This is a genomic window from Amycolatopsis sp. WAC 04169, from assembly GCF_003947535.1.
Taxonomy (GTDB): domain Bacteria; phylum Actinomycetota; class Actinomycetes; order Mycobacteriales; family Pseudonocardiaceae; genus Amycolatopsis; species Amycolatopsis keratiniphila.
In genome coordinates, this window is record NZ_QHJI01000014.1 from 231,359 (window position 1) to 247,751 (window position 16,393).

At 69.2% G+C, this 16,393-nt stretch carries 15 protein-coding genes; 7 read left to right on the forward strand and 8 right to left on the reverse strand.

Annotation, left to right across the window (positions count from 1 at the left end):
- Positions 1–53: 53 nt before the first annotated feature.
- The gene (locus DMC61_RS35915; RefSeq protein WP_125694987.1) at positions 54–1,007 is read right to left on the reverse strand and encodes a LysR family transcriptional regulator; all 954 of its coding nucleotides are present in this window, start codon (positions 1,005–1,007) and stop codon (positions 54–56) included.
- 159 nt (positions 1,008–1,166) lie between these two features.
- On the opposite strand from DMC61_RS35915, the gene DMC61_RS35920 reads away from it, so the two are divergent.
- The 3 genes from DMC61_RS35920 to DMC61_RS35930 are packed head-to-tail and all read left to right on the forward strand — an operon-like array spanning position 1,167 to position 4,146.
- Positions 1,167–1,853, forward strand: coding sequence for a tRNA-dependent cyclodipeptide synthase (locus tag DMC61_RS35920; protein ID WP_125694988.1), 687 nt, complete (start codon positions 1,167–1,169; stop codon positions 1,851–1,853).
- 2 nt (positions 1,854–1,855) lie between these two features.
- A complete protein-coding gene (locus tag DMC61_RS35925) occupies positions 1,856–3,169 on the forward strand; it encodes a cytosine permease (protein ID WP_125694989.1) in 1,314 nt (437 codons plus the stop codon).
- Positions 3,166–4,146 carry a LysR family transcriptional regulator gene (locus DMC61_RS35930; RefSeq protein ID WP_125694990.1) on the forward strand — a complete coding sequence of 327 codons (981 nt, stop codon included), beginning with the start codon at positions 3,166–3,168 and terminating at the stop codon, positions 4,144–4,146. The genes DMC61_RS35925 and DMC61_RS35930 overlap by 4 nt, the downstream gene beginning before the upstream one ends.
- A 212-nt stretch (positions 4,147–4,358) precedes the next feature.
- Here the strand turns inward: DMC61_RS35930 and DMC61_RS35935 are convergent, their stop codons facing one another.
- Positions 4,359–5,798 carry a M1 family metallopeptidase gene (locus tag DMC61_RS35935; protein WP_125694991.1) on the reverse strand — a complete coding sequence of 480 codons (1,440 nt, stop codon included), beginning with the start codon at positions 5,796–5,798 and terminating at the stop codon, positions 4,359–4,361.
- Between the two features lie 166 nt (positions 5,799–5,964).
- On the opposite strand from DMC61_RS35935, the gene DMC61_RS35940 reads away from it, so the two are divergent.
- A complete protein-coding gene (locus tag DMC61_RS35940) occupies positions 5,965–7,119 on the forward strand; it encodes an MFS transporter (protein WP_125694992.1) in 1,155 nt (384 codons plus the stop codon).
- On the opposite strand, the gene DMC61_RS35945 is transcribed toward DMC61_RS35940, so the two are convergent.
- The 4 genes from DMC61_RS35945 to DMC61_RS35960 all read right to left on the reverse strand — a co-directional run bounded on the left by DMC61_RS35945 (position 7,064) and on the right by DMC61_RS35960 (position 10,652).
- Positions 7,064–8,026 (reverse strand): N-acetylmuramoyl-L-alanine amidase, encoded by a 963-nt coding sequence (locus DMC61_RS35945; protein WP_125694993.1) that lies wholly within the window; start codon positions 8,024–8,026, stop codon positions 7,064–7,066. The two genes, DMC61_RS35940 and DMC61_RS35945, sit on opposite strands and share 56 nt — an antisense overlap.
- An 88-nt stretch (positions 8,027–8,114) precedes the next feature.
- Positions 8,115–8,990: an A/G-specific adenine glycosylase gene (locus DMC61_RS35950; protein WP_125694994.1), complete on the reverse strand. Its 876-nt coding sequence runs from the start codon at positions 8,988–8,990 to the stop codon at positions 8,115–8,117.
- Between the two features lie 18 nt (positions 8,991–9,008).
- Positions 9,009–9,500 carry a carbonic anhydrase gene (locus DMC61_RS35955; protein ID WP_125694995.1) on the reverse strand — a complete coding sequence of 164 codons (492 nt, stop codon included), beginning with the start codon at positions 9,498–9,500 and terminating at the stop codon, positions 9,009–9,011.
- A 51-nt stretch (positions 9,501–9,551) separates the two neighbouring features.
- Positions 9,552–10,652 carry a LacI family DNA-binding transcriptional regulator gene (locus DMC61_RS35960; protein WP_125694996.1) on the reverse strand — a complete coding sequence of 367 codons (1,101 nt, stop codon included), beginning with the start codon at positions 10,650–10,652 and terminating at the stop codon, positions 9,552–9,554.
- Between the two features lie 200 nt (positions 10,653–10,852).
- Between DMC61_RS35960 and DMC61_RS35965 the strand changes: the two genes are divergently transcribed.
- From DMC61_RS35965 to DMC61_RS35975, 3 genes are read left to right on the forward strand one after another with little or no spacing between them, the layout of a single operon-like run.
- Positions 10,853–11,785, forward strand: a complete 933-nt coding sequence (locus tag DMC61_RS35965) for a metal ABC transporter solute-binding protein, Zn/Mn family (RefSeq protein ID WP_016337731.1) — start codon at positions 10,853–10,855, stop codon at positions 11,783–11,785.
- Entirely contained in the window at positions 11,785–12,618 is an 834-nt protein-coding gene (locus DMC61_RS35970; RefSeq protein WP_016337730.1) for a metal ABC transporter ATP-binding protein, read from the forward strand. Before DMC61_RS35965 ends, DMC61_RS35970 begins: the two co-directional genes overlap by 1 nt.
- Before the next feature lie 4 nt (positions 12,619–12,622).
- The gene (locus DMC61_RS35975) at positions 12,623–13,504 is read left to right on the forward strand and encodes a metal ABC transporter permease (protein WP_063274691.1); all 882 of its coding nucleotides are present in this window, start codon (positions 12,623–12,625) and stop codon (positions 13,502–13,504) included.
- Here the strand turns inward: DMC61_RS35975 and DMC61_RS35980 are convergent.
- Together DMC61_RS35980 and DMC61_RS35985 are read right to left on the reverse strand one after the other, a co-directional pair.
- Positions 13,501–14,814: a hypothetical protein gene (locus tag DMC61_RS35980; protein ID WP_125694997.1), complete on the reverse strand. Its 1,314-nt coding sequence runs from the start codon at positions 14,812–14,814 to the stop codon at positions 13,501–13,503. The genes DMC61_RS35975 and DMC61_RS35980 overlap by 4 nt on opposite strands.
- A 312-nt stretch (positions 14,815–15,126) precedes the next feature.
- Positions 15,127–16,350 carry a DUF445 domain-containing protein gene (locus tag DMC61_RS35985; RefSeq protein ID WP_125694998.1) on the reverse strand — a complete coding sequence of 408 codons (1,224 nt, stop codon included), beginning with the start codon at positions 16,348–16,350 and terminating at the stop codon, positions 15,127–15,129.
- Between the last annotated feature and the right edge of the window lie 43 nt (positions 16,351–16,393).

Consider the following 16,393-nt stretch of genomic DNA (forward strand, 5'->3'; position numbering starts at 1 on the left):
TCGTCGGCCGCCTCGCGGGACACGCTCTAGTGCCGCCTCGGCATGCCGAGGGGTTATCCGGCGGCCACCCTGCCGTGGCGATGCAGCCAGGAGCGGTACGACGCCGTCCGTTCGGCGAGCCGCCAATAGCCCGCCCTCGCCTCGGTGGCGAGTTCCGGGACACCGCGTGCGCACGGACCGTCTTCCCGCCACGCGAGCACATGCCGCACGCACATCGGCGCGCCCGCCAGCGGCCGGATGGCCAGCCCGTCGGCCGGTGGCCGGGTCGGCTGGACCAGCCCGACCCCGTATCCGCCGCTGACCAGGTCTTCCCGCACGGTGTCGATGTCGACGTCGTGGGTGATCCGCGGATCGAAACCGTGCGCGAGACACATTTCCCGGAACACCACCCGGCAGCCGTCGCCGCCGCTCGACACGATCCAGTCCTCCCCGGCGAGTTCGGCGAGCTCGATCTCCTCTTCGCCGGCGAGCGGGTGTTCCGCGGGGATGGCGACGAAAGACGGCTCCTCGACCAGGGTCAGCGTCCGCACTTCCGGTGGTACCGGAAGACCGCGACGGCCGCAGATCATGATCAGCGCGAGGTCGATGCCCCGGTTCGCGACCTGCGCCAGCAGCCGCGTGCGCGAAGTGTCGGCGCGCGTGCGGAACGGCTCGCCGGGGCGCAGGTCGCGCAGGCCGCCGAGCAGGGAACCCGTGATGGCGCTGTCGTTCCAGCCGATCCGGATCGATTCGCCCGTCTCGGGTTCCTGGCGGTGGAAGTCGTGCTCCAGTTCGTCGAAGGTGAGCACGATCGCGCGTGCCCGTCGCAGGATCAGGGCGCCGAGTTCGGTGGGCCGCACCCCGTGCTGGTCGCGGTGGAACAGCGGGCCGCCGACCATCCGCTCGATCCGGCGCAACTGGTGGCTGAGCGCCGGTTGACCGAGCCCCAGCCCGGCCGCGGCACGATTGAGACTGCCGGCGGCGGCGATCTCACAGATCACGCGAAGATGCCGAACCTGAATCTCCATGACTTCGTATACCGCGACCGGTTCGCGCCCGGCACCCCCGAAAGTAGAGACAGCCGATTTCTCATAACCCGGTGACAACATTCGACGGCAATACCCGCACGACCGTGCCGTGGCTACGTTCGGTCGACGCCTTGCAGATCACGCGAATCAGGAGCCGTCTTGCCGCGACCACTGCCACTCACGGAGCATTGCGCCGATCCGCTGGCGCGGGCCGAGCACGTTTGTCTCGGCGTCAGCCCGTTCAACAGCCATTTCACCGTGGAACGTATCGCCGATCTCGCCCGCTGGGCCATGTCGGCCTTTCGGGGATTCCATTTCTTCGTCCCGGACGGCCCGTCCGCGTTCACGCTCGAAGCGCTCGGTTACGACCCGGTCCGCGCCGCGCAAAAGGCGCAACGACAGGGGAATTACACGCGTAACAAGATCGTCCGCGCGCTACAGCAGGTCTGCCCTTCGGATCCGCACACGTTGATACTGGACGCCTCGATGCTGGAGGCCGACAGCGCGTATCTCGGCCTGCTTTCCGAGGCACACCACCGGTTCGCCACCGATCCGGAGTTCGCCGAGCAGTGCCTCGGCGCCACGGGCTGGGTGCTGGACCGGCGCCTGCCCGAAGGCGAACACCCCACTCGTGACCAGCTGCGCAGTGCGGTCCGGTACTTCCTCGCCGAATTGCCGATGTTCGTCGGCACCGTCGCCGTGGCCGGCGTCGAAAGCTCCGTGTTCGCCTATCACCAGCGGGTCGGTTTCCTCGAACGGCTCTACCGCGGCGAACTCTCGTGGCGGCCGTTGCCGGGCCAAGGTTTCGTCGTCCTCGAACAAGCCGTCCCGGAACCGGTGGAGTGAGCGTGGAACACGACGACTTCTCCTTGCGCCGGGTGCCCGCCGACCGCCGCTACTCCTGGGTGTCCGTCGCGCTGCAACGGTTCGGGCAGGTTTCCTCGTTCCATCAGTTCCTGCTCGGCGCGGTGCTGGGCTTCGGGATGACGTTCTGGGACGCGGTACTCGCCATCACGATCGGCTCCGTGCTGCTGGAGATCATCACCATCCTGATGGGGGTCGCCGGCACGCGGGAAGGGCTTTCGACGTCGGTGCTCGCACGCTGGGCCGGCTTCGGCACCGGCGGATCGTCGCTGGTGGGGCTCCTGATGACGGTGAGCCTGGCCGGCTGGTTCGGGGTGCAGAACGACGTCTTCGCCCACGGTCTGCACGCGTTGATGGGCGGCCCGCCGGTGTGGGTGTGGGCGCTCGCGGGCGGTGCGCTGGTCACCGCGATCGTCGTGTTCGGCTTCCACGCGATGGCCTGGACGGCGTATCTGACGGTGCCCGCTTTCCTGGCGCTGGCGGGGTTTTCGATCATTTCCGCCCTCGGCGACCATTCGTTGCCCACGCTGATGTCCGAGCCGCCGCCGGGCCCGGCGATGTCGCTGGCGCAGGGCACCACGCTGGTGGCGGGCGCCTTCATCATGGGCGCGATCATGACGCCGGACATGACCCGGTTCAACCGCACCGCGTCCGACGTGGTGAAGCAGACCCTGGTCAGCGTCACCCTCGGCCAGTACCTGATCGGCCTGATCGGGGTGCTGCTCGCGCACGCGGCGAAAAGCGCCGACGTGGTCGGGATCATCACCTCGTCGTCCGGGGTGCTCGGCACGCTGATCCTGGTCACCGCGATCCTGAAGATCAACGACTGGAACCTCTATTCGTCCTCGCTCGGGCTGGTGAACGCCGTGCAGGTGCTGCTGTCCCGGCGGCTGGACCGCACCACCGCGACCCTGCTGCTCGGCGGCCTCGGCACGGTGCTCTCCGCGATCGGCATCCTCGACCACTTCACCACCTTCCTGACGTGGGTCGGCGTGCTCACGCCGCCGGTGGCGGGGGTGGTGATCGCCGAGTACTACGTGGTCCGGCGCTGGAAACCGGATCTGGAGGCCGGCCGCGCGTCGGGGGAGCTGCCGTCCACCTGCCCGTCCTGGGTGCCCGCCGCGCTGATCTGCTGGGCGGCCGGAGCGGCGGTGGGGATCTGGCTGCCGTGGGGGATCCCCACGGTGAACTCCGTTTTCGGCGCTTTTCTGCTGTATGTTCTTCTCGGCAGACGGACCACGGCCGCGGCGGTTCCCGCGGCCACGACTTCTTTCGGCGGGTCGAAAACCCGTTCGTGACAAAGGAGTTCGACGTCGTACAGCTGGATGTCCACCACCTGCGGGTGATCCGGGCGATCGCGGACACGGGCAGCCTTTCCCGTGCCGCGATCGCGCTGGGCGTCACCCAGCCCGCGGTTTCCGCGCAACTCAAACGGCTGGAGAACATGCTGGGCTACCAGCTGTTCGATCGGTGCGAGGGCGGCGTGACCCCGACCCCGATGGGGGAGCTGCTGTTGCGCCGCACCGCCGCTTTGCTGCCACAGCTGGACAAACTTCTCGAAGACATCGAGCAACGCGTCTGCCCCAGCGGCCCGCCCGCCGTCGTCCGGGTGGCCGCGGTGGCCAGCGCGCTGGTGGCGTGCCTGCCGTCGCTGGTGACCCGGTTGTGGCCGGAGGTCACCGAGGTGCAGGTCGTGCACGACGACCATCCCGAGCGGCTGCTGCCGCTGCTGGCCCAGCGCCGCGCGGAATTGGCGCTGGTCAAGGACTATCCGGGCTACGAGCTCGAAATCCCCGAGAATGTGGACACCGCGGTCGTGGTGACCGAGCCGACCTTCGTCCTGCTGCCCGCCTGCCATCCGCTGGCGCGGGAGAAGGTCGTCGACCTGCGCGACCTGCGGGACGAATCGTGGGTGATGGTGTCCGATTCGTCGGCGGCCACGTTCACCAAGTACTTCGCCGACACCTGCGCGCGGCACGGCTTCACGCCGAAATTCACCCATCAGGTGACTTCGCAGCAGGTGGCGCTGCTGGTGGTCAAGGCGGGTGCGATCGGACTGTCCCAGCCGATCTGCGTCCCGGGTGACCACGGCATCGTGACGCGTCCGTTGCGCGGGGATGTGTTGCCGCGCAGGCATGTTCTCGCTTGGAACAAGGAGACCTTCGTGGCGGGGCGGCGGGAAGAGCTGCTCTCCGCGGTGGTCGACGCGTACTGGGCCGAGGCGCGGACGGCACCCGTTTATGCGGAATACCTGGACAGGCCTCGTGAGTGGTGAGGACGGTCTTGGGCGGTAAGGCAAAGGTGGCATCTTGTGCGCGGTCCATCGTCCACAAGGGACACCGAGGGGGTCTGTGCGGGTGAAGGCTCCCTTCACCGCATTAGACGCGGCGAAGGGAGCCTTCACCTCACCACCGACCCGCCCGCGATCACGACACCTCTGCCCTACCCCTCAATAGAACCACTGTCCTCACTCGCTCACGAGGTCGTTCAGCTCCCGGGAAAGAGCAGCGAGTCCGGCGGCCGCACCGTGCCGTCCAGCCAAGCGTGGGTGAACTCGCCGAGATCGCGTTGCGTCATCGCGGAGACGTAGAGCTCGAAGTCGTGCCAGTTCTGGTTTCCCTGCGGGTTGATCACCGGAAAGCCCGCCAGGATCTGGAAGAACGCGTCGTCGCCGACGAGACGGCGCAGCGCGTGCACCATCAGCACCGCTTTGGCCGTCGGCGCGAATTCTCTGCCCTTCCCGGGATCGGTGAGCTTCGGCGCCCAGAAAGCCGCGTCGTCGCGCACCTTCGCGACCATTTCGCGGTAACGCCGATCCAGATCGACGCCGTTCTTCTCGTCCCACAGCCACACCGCGTACCGCGCGATGGACTCGGGCATCAGCGCGTCGCGCCACATCTTGCCGCTCACGCCGGCTCCCCACCATTGGTACGCGCTGGCGTACACGAGATCGGCGATGCCGGCGGCGCGGCCGTGCACCGGCCTGGTCTGGGCGCCGTGCGTGTAGCCGAGGGAGCGGTCGAGGAACAGCCCGCCCGCCGCCGACTGCGGATAGTCGCCGAACTTCCCGGTGAGGAATTCCAGCACCTCGGGTAGCCGCCCGCCGATCTTCCGCTTGTCCACGGCGCACGGGTGGTAGGCGTTGATCGCGGTCCGCCCACCGGGAAGGGTGATCCTCTCGACCTCCCAGCGGCCGATGCCGAGCATCGCCGTGCTCGGCGCGAGGGCGGTTTCCTCCGACCAGGTGACGGTGTGCCGCCCGACGCCCGCGGGCACGTCGGAGACCTGGAAACCATTGCCCAGAACGGAGAATTCGTCCAAGACGGTGACGGAAACGCGCAGGGTCGCTTTGTCGGCCTCGGTGCCGTTGACGGGGAACCAGGTCATCGCCGAACGCGGCTGCCCGGTGGCGACGGCGGAATCGCCGTACGCGGCCAGCCACCCGACGCGTCCCCGCGCCGTGGGGATCGGTTCCGGACGCCCGTCGTAACCGACCACCACGGTGAACCGCGCTCCGTTGGCGAGCGGGGTGCGAGGCGTGATCACCAGCTCGTGTTCGCCCTCCCGGCGGAACGCCGCGGCCACGCCGTCGACGGTGACCGACCGGACGGTGAGACCACGCAGATCGAGGTCGAACCGGTCCAGGTCCTGTGTCGCGGTCGCGGTGATGGTCGCCTTGCCGCTCAAGAACATCGAGTACGGCGCGTAGTCCAACGCGAGTGAGTACCGATCGACGTCGTAGCCGCCGTTGCCGTCCTTCGGGTAGTAAGGATCGGGTCCGAGGACGGTGCCGTCGGGTGAGACGTGCACGTATCCGTCGCTGCCGGGGGCCGGCTTGGCCACCGCCGAAGCCGGGCAGGCGCCGAGCACCGTGGTGGCGAGCAACGCGGTGCACAGTGGCTCCTGCCACCGAATCCGCACGGTCATGAACGAGCCTTCTCTCTAACGGGGAGGATGCCCGGCCATCGTGCGTACGCCCGCGCGGCGCGCGGCACTGCCAGCCGGTCATGCCGCCGGGTTATCCCGGCCGATAACCGCGCGGCATACCCGCCAGGTACTACCCGCGTCGTCCAGGGGAAGAGATCGTCGGGGCATGCTGCCCCTCCCGGCGCTGCTCGCGCTGACGACCACGGTGTTCCTCGGCTGCCTCACCGAAGTGCTGCCCGCCGGGCTGCTGCTGGGCATGTCCGAGGAGTTGGGCGTTTCGCCGTCGGCCACCGGGCAGCTGGTGACGGTCTACGCGATCACGACCGCGCTCACCGCCGTCCCGCTCACCGGCGCGACCCTCCGGGTGCCGCGCAAACGCCTGCTGCTGGTGCTGATCTTCGGCTTCCTGGCGACCAATCTGGTGATCGCCGTGTCCTCGTCGTACCCGCTGATCCTGGCCACTCGGGTCGTTTCCGGTGCGCTGACCGGGGTGATGTGGTCGCTCGTCGCGGGTTATGCGATGCGGCTCGCTCCAGCGGGACTCACCGGGCGCGCGCTGGCCGTGGCCATGTCCGGCACACCGATCGGCTTCGCGCTGGGCGTGCCCGCCGGTACCGCGCTCGGTGAATTCGCCGACTGGCGCTGGGCGTTCGCCGCGATGGCGCTGATCTCCGTGCCGTTGCTGGCGTGGGTGTCCGTCGCGGTGCCCGCCGTACCCGCGGAACGGACGGAAGTCACCCGCCCGCTGGCCGCGTCGAGGCTGCCGGGAATGCGCCCCGTACTGGCGACGGTGGCGTTGTTCTCCTTGGGGCACAACGTGGCCTACACCTACATCGGCCCGGTGCTCGCCGGGCTGGGCGTGGAGCAGATGCTGGGCGCCGCGCTCCTGGTGTTCGGCTGCGCCACGGTGGGCGGGTTGATCGCGGTCGGCTCCGCGCTCGACAGCCGTCCGCGCGCCGTGCTCCTGTCGTGCTCCGTCGCGACCGCCGCCGCCATCGTCCTGATGGGGATCAGCGACGGCGTCCACGGACTGGTGCTGGCCGCCGCGGGCTTGTGGGGCCTGGGGTTCGGCGGCGCGCCGACCGCTTTCCAGGCCGTCACCGCGGTGCTCGCGGGCCCCACGGCCGACGCCGCCCAGTCGCTCACGATCGCGGCCTGGAACGGCGCCGTCGCCGGGGGAGCCCTCGTCGGCGGGCTGCTGCTGCCGCTGGGAACGTCGTCGCTCCCGTGGTGCGCGGCCTTGCTGATCCTCGTGCCGCTGCTGTTCAGCCGGCGAGTCGTGCTTTCAGCGCCCGCGGATCGGTGCCGGAGCCGACGATGAGCGGCCAGACGTCGGAGCCGAGGAAGCCGGTCTCGTCGGTCGCCGCCGTCGCACCGCAGGTATCGCGTTCCAGCCCGTGCCGGGCAGCCACCGCGGCGACCGCGTCCTTTGTGGACTGTCCGAACAGGCCGTCGACCGGGACCGCGAAACCGCGTGCCCGCAGGAGTTCCTGCGCCATCCGCACGCGAGGCCCGGAGTCGCCGGGTTTGAGCAGCGGCCACTCCGGCAGGTCGACCTTGGGCGACGCGGTGCCCAGCAGCTTGCCGACCTCCGTGCGCAGCTCGGGAAGCCGGTTGTACAGCACGGTTCCCGGGCATTCGGTCGAGTTGAAGTCCCGGTGCCCCTTGATGAACTCGGGTGAGATGTCGTACTGCGACGCGATGTACGCGACCAGCTTCACCAGCGAGTCCCAAAGCGCGGGCGTGACGTCCTCTTTGCTGTAGAGGCCCTCGTTCTCGATCCCGATGCAGGTGCTGTTGTTGTTGCCCACGTTCGCGCCCAGCACGTGCTGGGTCCCGCCGCGCAGGATCTCCAGGCTGCGGTGCCGCCCTTCGGTGATGTGCCCGCCGCGGCTGTTCGTGAACTGCTGGCCGGTGTCGATCCAGCCACGGGTGTCCATGTGGAAGTTCTGGATCGAACGTGACGCCCAGAAGGCGTGTTCGAGCGTGTAGTCGGTGACGTTCCCGGGCTCGACCGTGTGGTGCACGACGATGTACGTCGGTTTGTGGTTCTGCACCTCGATCGCCCCGCTCGGCGGCCGCGCGTTCCACGCGGCCGTTCCGTAGATCTTCGGTTCCGCCACCCCGGAGGCCGCGTTCGCGGCGGAAATCGTCGTTGTCCCCAGTAGCCCGACGGCGCTTACCGTCAGGCCGCCCTTGAGCGCGGTACGTCGGTCGAAGTCGGCCACGGGCGTAACTCCCATCATGCGCGTTGGCCGGAAAACTAACCCGCCATCGCGCCGATGACAACCATTGACCAACTTTTGTCGTAATGCGTTAGTGTTCGCCAGGTAGGGCGAACAGGCCGTCCCGGGTCTGTTCGAGGAGGCCGTCGACGAGCAGGGAGTCGAGGCACCGGTCGCGCTGCCCGGATTCGTGCCACACGAGATCGAGCCGCGCCTTCTCGACCGGGCCTTCGCTGCCGCGCAGGACGTCGAGCAGCAAACCGCGCACCTGGCGGTCGGTGCCGGCGAACTTCTGGACCTGCTTCGCTGGCCCGGCGTAGGCGGGTCTGCCCGCGTGCTGCCACGCGCAGTCTTCGTAGATCGGGCAGTCGGCGCAGCGCGGCGAGCGCGCGGTGCAGACGAGGGCGCCGAGTTCCATCAGGGCCGCGGAGAGTTTCGCCGCGGGCGCGTCCTCCGGCGGGAGCAGCGCCTCGACGTCGGCCATGTCGCGGGTGTTCGACGGCGGCCCGGCGTCGCCCGCTCCGTGCACCGCCCTGGCGACCACGCGCCGGACGTTCGTGTCCACCACCGGCGCCCGCTTGCCGTAGGCGAAGGCCGCGACCGCGCGGGCGGTGTACGCGCCGATACCCGGCAACGCGAGCAGAGTGTCCACATCGGACGGAACGACGTCGCCGTGTTCGGCGGCGATGACGGCCGCCGCGGCATGCAGCCGCAGCGCGCGCCGCGGGTAGCCGAGTTTGCCCCAGGCGCGCACGACCTCGCCCTGCGACGACGCCGCCAGCGCCGACGGCACCGGCCAGCGCGCCATCCATTCGAGCCAGATCGGCTGGACGCGCGCGACCGGGGTCTGCTGCAACATGATCTCGCTGACGAGCACGCCCCAGGCGGAGCATTCCGGTTCACGCCAGGGCAGGTCGCGCCCCACTTCGTCGAACCAGCCGGTCAGCACATCCGCGTCGACGCCCACCGGGCCAGCTTAAAACCCTTACTCGACCTCGGTCAGGCGACCCGTCTTCACGTCGTAGACGAAGCCGCGCACGTTGTCGGTATGCGCCAGGAAGTCGCTGCGCCGCACGCGCTGCACCGACCGCCGCACACTGTCCTCCACCACCCGGAACGCCTCGACCGACCACGTCGGGCGCAGCCCGCTGGCGGCTTCGAGTTCGTCCTTGAAGTCGTCTTCGGTGACCATGGACAGGCCGCAGTCGGTGTGCTGCACGATCAGCACCTCACGCGTGCCGAGCTTCCGCTGGCTGAGCGCGAGCGAGCGGATCATGTCGTCGGTGACGACGCCGCCCGCGTTGCGCAGGATATGCGCTTCACCCTGGATCAGGCCGAAGATCTCGAACACCCGGATCCGGGCGTCCATGCAGGTCAGGATCGTCACGTGGAGCGATGGCCTCGGAGACGAGCGGTCACCGGGAGTGACATCACCCAGCTCCTGGTTCCGCTTGAGCAGTACGTCGATTGAGGTCACGTGTTCATTGGAACCGACGCGCGGAGCGACGGCAACGCGGGTGGACGCGGATCACGGTCCGAACCAGCGTTCTTCGGCCGTCCGCGGCGGCGCGGACGTGCGCCCGACGCGGAGTTCCGTCTGCAGGGTGATCACCTTCGGCCCGACCCGGTCGGCGGAGCTGAGCAGCAGCTTGCCCGCAGCCTTGCCCTTTTCCAGCACCGGCTGGTGGACCGTGGTGAGCCCGGAACGCTCGGCCTCGGTGATGCCGTCGAATCCGGTGACCGTCAGATCCTGCGGCACCCGCAGCCCGCGGCGCTCCGCCTCGGCCAGCGCGCCGAGGGCGAGGATGTCCGAAGTGCAGATCGCGGCCGTGACCTGCGGATACGCGTCGAGCAGCTGGCGCGCGGCCGACGCGCCGTCGTCCACGGTGTGGTCGAAGCGCTCGACCACCGGCACGGTCGCCCAGTCGACCCCGGCCGCCGAGAACGCGGCGGCCAGCGCCTCCAGCCGGATCCGCTGGACGTGGAAGTGGGCGGCGCTCTGCCGCTGGATGGAGACGAAGTCGTCGTTGCGCTCGCGGGCCAGCCGCATGCACAGCACGCCGATCTGCCGGTGGCCCAGCGAGATGAGGTGCTCGGCCATGGCGGTGACCGCGGCCGCGTCGTCCGGGCCGACCCGGTCGACGCCGTCCACCCGCGGCTGGTCGACGATCACCGTCGGCACCGGGCGCTCCAGCACGGCGCCCAGATGCGGGTCGTCGTCGGGCACCGAGTAGACGACGAAGCCGTCGACACCGGCACGGTGCACGGCCGCGACGTCCTCACGGCCCGGGCTGGCCGGGACCAGGTGCAGGCCGACGCCCGCGTCCTCGCAGGCCAGCGCGAGCCCTTCGAGCACGCCGACGGCGGCGGGGTCGCGGAAGGCGTAGGAGAGGTTCTCGGTGAGCAAAAGACCGACAGCGCCGGCCTTGCGCGTCCGCAGTGAACGGGCCACCGGGTCCGGGCCCGGGTAGCCGAGGCGGCGCGCGGTCTCGAGGACGCGGCGGCGCAGCTCAGGGGACAGCTGGTCGGGTCGGTTGTAGGCGTTGGAGACGGTGGTCCTCGACACACCGAGCTCTGCGGCCAACGACGCCAGTGTCGCCTGCCTCCTGGTGCGGATAGGACGGCCCATCCGCAAACCGTAACGGTTCAGAACGTTTTGCAGAAGCATCACCCGACGTGTGGCAGGTCTCGATTCAGAGTGACCCTGGGTACAGCTCGCGCCTGGACGGGCAACGCGGTAATCCGGATGGGGTACAGTTGAATCTGACAACGGTTTCCATTACCCGGCATTGGGGACACCTGGCCTGGGCATCCGCAGGAGTGCAGTAAATGAATTCCCGCCGTACTAAGAGTGTTTTCGCGGCCGTGTCGGCCCTGGCCGTCCTCGCGCTCGGCGCGACGGCTTGCGCGTCGAGCGACAAGGCGTCGACGGGCTCCGGTTCGCCGAACGCGTCCGCCGCGAACCCGGGTGGTGGCGAGAAGATCAAGGTCGTCGCCTCGACCGACGTCTGGGGCAGCGTCGTGACCGCCGTCGGCGGCGACAAGGTCGAGGTCACCTCGATCATCCACGACCCCTCGGCCGACCCGCACTCCTACGAGACCACCGCGAGCGACGCCATCGCCGCGAAGAACGCGAAGCTGACGCTGTCCAACGGCGGCGGCTACGACGACTTCTTCTCGAAGCTCGCCGACCAGGCCACCGGCGCGCAGAAACTGGTCGCCGTCGACATCGCCGCGACCGGCAACGAGAACGAGCACGTCTGGTACAGCCTCCCCGGCGTCGAGAAGATCGCCGACCAGGTCGCCGCGAAGCTCGGCGAGATCCAGCCCGCCTCGAAGGACGCCTTCACCGCGAACGCGACCGCGTTCAAGGGCAAGACCCAGGAGCTGCTGAAGAAGGTCTCGGGCCTGGGCGCCTCGAACGCGAAGGTCGTCGCGACCGAGCCCGTCGCGCACTACCTGCTCGACAGCGCGAAGGTCACCGACGCGACGCCGCCCGCCTTCGCCGAGGCCGTGGAAGCGGAGCAGGACGTGCCCGCCGCCGCGCTCAACGAGGTCAAGCAGCTGATCTCCGGCAAGCAGGTCAAGGCCCTGATCAACAACGCGCAGACCACCACCCCGGTCACCCAGCAGGTCGTCGGCGACGCCAAGACCGCCGGCATCGCGGTCGTCGACGTCACCGAAACGCTCCCGCAGGGTGTGACCGACTACATTGCATGGATGACCAAGGAAGTGGACGCGCTGGCCGGAGCACTGAAGTAGTGACCTCCGTACCCGCCGAAGCCCGCCCCGCGGTCCGTGTCCGCGGGGCGAGCCTCGCGTTCGGCACCCGGACCCTCTGGTCCGGGCTCGACCTCGACGTCGAACCCGGCGAGTTCCTCGCGATTCTCGGGCCCAACGGTTCCGGGAAGAGCAGCCTGCTCAAGGTGCTGCTCGGTCAGCAGGGACTGCCCGAGGGCACGGTCGAGATCGCGGGGCGGCGCCCCGGCGGGACCAACCGGCGGATCGGCTACATCCCGCAGCAGCGCGCCCTCGATGAGGGCCTGACGATGCGCGGGGTGGACCTGGTCGGCCTCGGCCTGGACGGGCACCGGTGGGGCACCGGGCTCTTCGGGATTTCGAAGCGGCGTCAGCTGGTGGCGAAGGCGATCGAGTCCGTCGGCGCCCAGGCGTACGCGAAGCAGCCGGTCGGGCGGCTTTCCGGCGGCGAGCAGCAGCGGCTCCGCGTCGCGCAGTCGCTGGTCGGCGACCCCGAAGTCCTGCTGTGCGACGAGCCGCTGCTCTCCCTCGACCTCGCGCACCAGCGCGCGGTCAGCGAGCTGATCGACGAGCGGCGGGCCTCGGCGGGGACGGCCGTCCTGTTCGTCACCCACGAGATCAACCCGATCCTGTCCTATGTGGACAGGGTGCTCTATCTGGTGAACGGCCAGTTCCGGGTCGGCAAGCCGGACGAGGTGATGAACTCGGAGACGCTGTCCGAGCTGTACGGGACGCGGATCGAGGTGCTCAAGGTCGGCGGGCAGATCCACGTCGCCGGGGCGCAGAGCGCGCTGTGCGAGGACGAACCCCACCACATCGACGAACGGGCCAGTTAGCACCGTGGACAAGATGTTCGACTTCGCCCTGACCGGCGAACTCCTCGGCCTCGACTTCGTGCAGACGGCGTTGCTCGCGGCCGCCGTCCTCGGCCTGGTGGCCGGCGTGCTCGGCCCGCTGGTGGTCATGCGGCGGATGTCGTTCGCCGTGCACGGCACCGCCGAACTGGCCTTCACCGGTGCGGCGGGTGCGCTGCTGCTGGGCGTCGGCGTCGAGCTCGGCGGCCTCGCGGGCGCGGTCATCGCCGCCCTGCTGATCGGGCTCCTCGGCGGCCGCGAGTCCGAACGCGACTCCGTGATCGGCGTGATCCTCGCCTTCGGCCTCGGCATGGGCGTCCTGCTGCTGTCGTTCTACGAAGGCCGCAGCGCCAACAAGTTCGGCATCCTCGTCGGGCAGATCATCACCATCGACTCGACCAACCTGAACCTGCTCGTCGGCGCGTCGGTCGTGGTGCTGGTGGTGCTCGCGGTGATCTACCGGCCGCTGCTGTTCGCCACGGTCGACCCGGCGGTCGCGACGGCACGCGGTGTGCCGGTGCGGCTGCTGTCGCTGATCTTCGCGGTGCTGGTCGGGATTTCGAGCGCGCTCGGCGTGCAGATCGTCGGCGCGCTGCTGGTGGTCTCGCTGATGGTGACCCCGGCCGCGGCGGCCGCGCGGGTCACGGCGAGCCCGTGGAAGGCGACCGTGCTGTCGATCGTGTTCGCGGAGATCGCCGCGCTCGGCGGGATCATCCTTTCGCTGGCGCCGGGGAAGCCGGTGAGCGCGTTCGTCACCACGATCTCGTTCGTGATCTACCTGGTCTGCCGCCTCATCGCGTGGCTGCGCGGGCGTTCTTCGCGGATCCGCGTCGAGCCGACCGCGACCGCGCAGCCCGCCCTGCGCTAGCGGATCGGGTTCTCGGCGAGCGCCTTCTTGAGCGGTTCGAGGAAATTCGGGTCGATGAAGGCGAGCTGACCGCCGGCCACACTGCGCTCCACCGCCTCGACGACCACGACGTTCGCGTTCACGAAAGCATCGACGGCTTCGGCCTGCGACGTCTTCTGCGTGAAGTGCGCCAGCATCGTCAGGTTCGTGAACGCGCCCGAGAGATATCGCGAAGACGCCTTCGTGAACGAGTCGCCGTAGATCAGGATCTTGTCGTCCACAGTCCCGATCAAGGGGCTCGCCGTGCGGTACACGGGCCGGTCGATGTCGCCGTTCGGCTCGCCCGCGCGCTCGACGACGCCGTCCGGGCGGAGGCTGTACAGCGTGTTCGTCTTCGTGCCCTGCTTGCTGATCAGCGGCGGCAGGTCGGCGACGGTGTCGTACTGGCCGACGGGAACGCTGACCCAGGTCTGCGTGACCCCCGGTTTGATCGCGTTCGCGATGGCGCGCGTCATCACCAGGGCGCCCTCGTCGGCCCAGTGCGTGTCGTTCGGCGGATAGATCGGATGCTGCACCCGTCCCTCGGACGCGCGGAGTTCGGGCCGCAGGTCGATCGCGCGCGCGTCCTTGAGCATCCGGTGCCAGGTGCTCGCCTCGGCCGAGCGCGAGCAGTCCTTGCCGGGGTAGGTGTCCGGCAGGAACTGCGGCACCATCGTCGACTTGTCCGGCGCGATGACGAACTCGAACCGGCGCCCGGACTGCTCGACCGCACGCCGCAGCTCGTTGATCTTGGCGATGGTCTCGGGCAGCGGACGGGACGGATCGCATTTCGCGTCGGCGTCGTAGCCGTAATACAGCCAGCCGTCGCGGCCCTGCACGACACGGCGGTAACCGGACGCGGCGTTCGGCGTCGGCCCCTGCGTGGGCGCGGTCTTGGACGGCGACGGTGCGGGCGGCGCGGGGATCGGGCCCGCCTGCTGCTGCGGTGGCGGCTGGTCGAGCGGGGCGCCCTCGCCGAAGACGCCGCGGCTGATCGCGTCGGCGGCGGCGATCGCGCCTGGCCGGAACGACAGCTGGTCGATCGCCCAGGCGGGCATGTCGGTGAAGAAACCCCAGCCCCGGTCCAGCCCGGGGAAGCTCGCGAGCTTGTGGTTCTCAATCTCGCCCGGCCGGACGCCGAACACCCACAGCAGCGCGGGCGTGGTGAAGAACAGGAGCGCGCTGATCAGCGCGGTCAGCTGCCTGCCACCGTGGCGGGGACGGTGCAACGCGTGCTCGCGCGGAAGCCACGCCTCGTGGACGGCTGGCAGCTGCTGGGGTTCGGACGCCACCCCTCCACCGTAATCACCCCGTGTCTCCCGCACGTGAGAACGCCTCACTTCCGCGCCCCGGGTCGCGTTTAGCCCGCTAAACGCGATCCGGAGCGCGCAGGGACCAGCGCCCCCAATGCGGCATTGGAGACACTGAGCGCCCCCAATGCCACATCGGGGACAACGACCTCCAAGCGGCCCCACGCACCCTCGCGCCTCCGATCGCATTTAGCGGGCTAAACGCGATCTAGCTGACTGGAGACCCGGGATCGCGATTAGCCCGCTAAACGCAGGTGCGCCGCCCCGGATCGCGTTTAGCCCGCTAAACGCAGGTCAGTGCAGCATCAGCAGGACCTGCAGCTCACCGACCACGAAGCCGATGAGCCCGCCCACCGCGATGAGCTTCCACTCGTCCTGCCGGAACGCGGGCCTCAGCAGTCCCTCGAACTCCAGCGGCGTCAGCCCGAGCATCCGCCGTTCGACGATCTTCGCGACGTCCATCGCCTCGGTCAGGTAACCCTCGGCGTACCGGATCGTCGGCGGCAGCCGCTCCAGCGCCTTCCGCGCCGCCGCCTGCTTGATCTCCTGCAGCCGCTGCCCGCCGACGGCCATCGCGACCATCGGCTTCGCGACACTCGCCTGCTCGTCGACGGCCTGCGTCACGAGCCGCTCGACCAGCGCGTACAGCCGATCCGACCGCGGCCCGCGCAGGACGGCGTCGAGCAGGTTCGGCACGGTGAGGATCTCGTTCGCGATCATCTCGCCGTACTGATGCGCGACCTCGGCCCGCCGCCGCTGGAACTTGCCCTGAAGGACCACCCGGCCGACCCGCACCGGCTCGCGCGGCACGAAGATCAGCTTGATCGCGAGCCAGTCGGTGAACAACCCGATGCAGCCGCCGAAGATCGGCAACACCCACGGCTCCTTCGTCAGCGCCCAGACGAACGCCTGCACGATGCCGAGCCCGAAGCCGAAGTAGATCCCCGTGCGCGCGATGAACGCCATCTCCGGCCGCGACGTCTCGCGGATCAGCCGGACGAGCAGCTTCTTGTCCCTGGTGAGCCGCTGCACGGTCATGTGCTGGAAATCGAGCACCTCGTCGAGGTTCTCGGTCATCTCCTCCATGAACTCGCGCACCAGCCGCGGCGTCGACGCCTGGACCTGCTTGATCAGCAGCTCCTGCGCCATCGTCGGCATGACCTCCCAGAGCCTGGGATGGTGCTTTTCGAGCACTTCGCGGGCGACCTCGTCCACGGCCCGCAGCAGCGGCTGCTCGATCTCGCGCGTGATGATCGCCGGATCGATCCGCCGGAAGACCTCCTTGACGTCCAGCAGATTCGACGTCAGCAGCTCGGTCGCGACGGCGGCCATCCGCCCACCGTGTTTGGGCACCACGCCCTGCCAGCCGAGGAAGGGTTTGATCCCGATGAACTCGAGCGGTTTGAACATCATCTCGATGGCGACGCGTTTGGTGACGTAGCCGATCAGCGCGGCGACGAACGGGATCGCGGCGTACAGCCACCAGTGCCGGGCGAGGTCGTCCAGGACGGCGTCCACACGACCTCCTCGCTTCGCTCAGGGAAGGGGGAAACCGTATCGG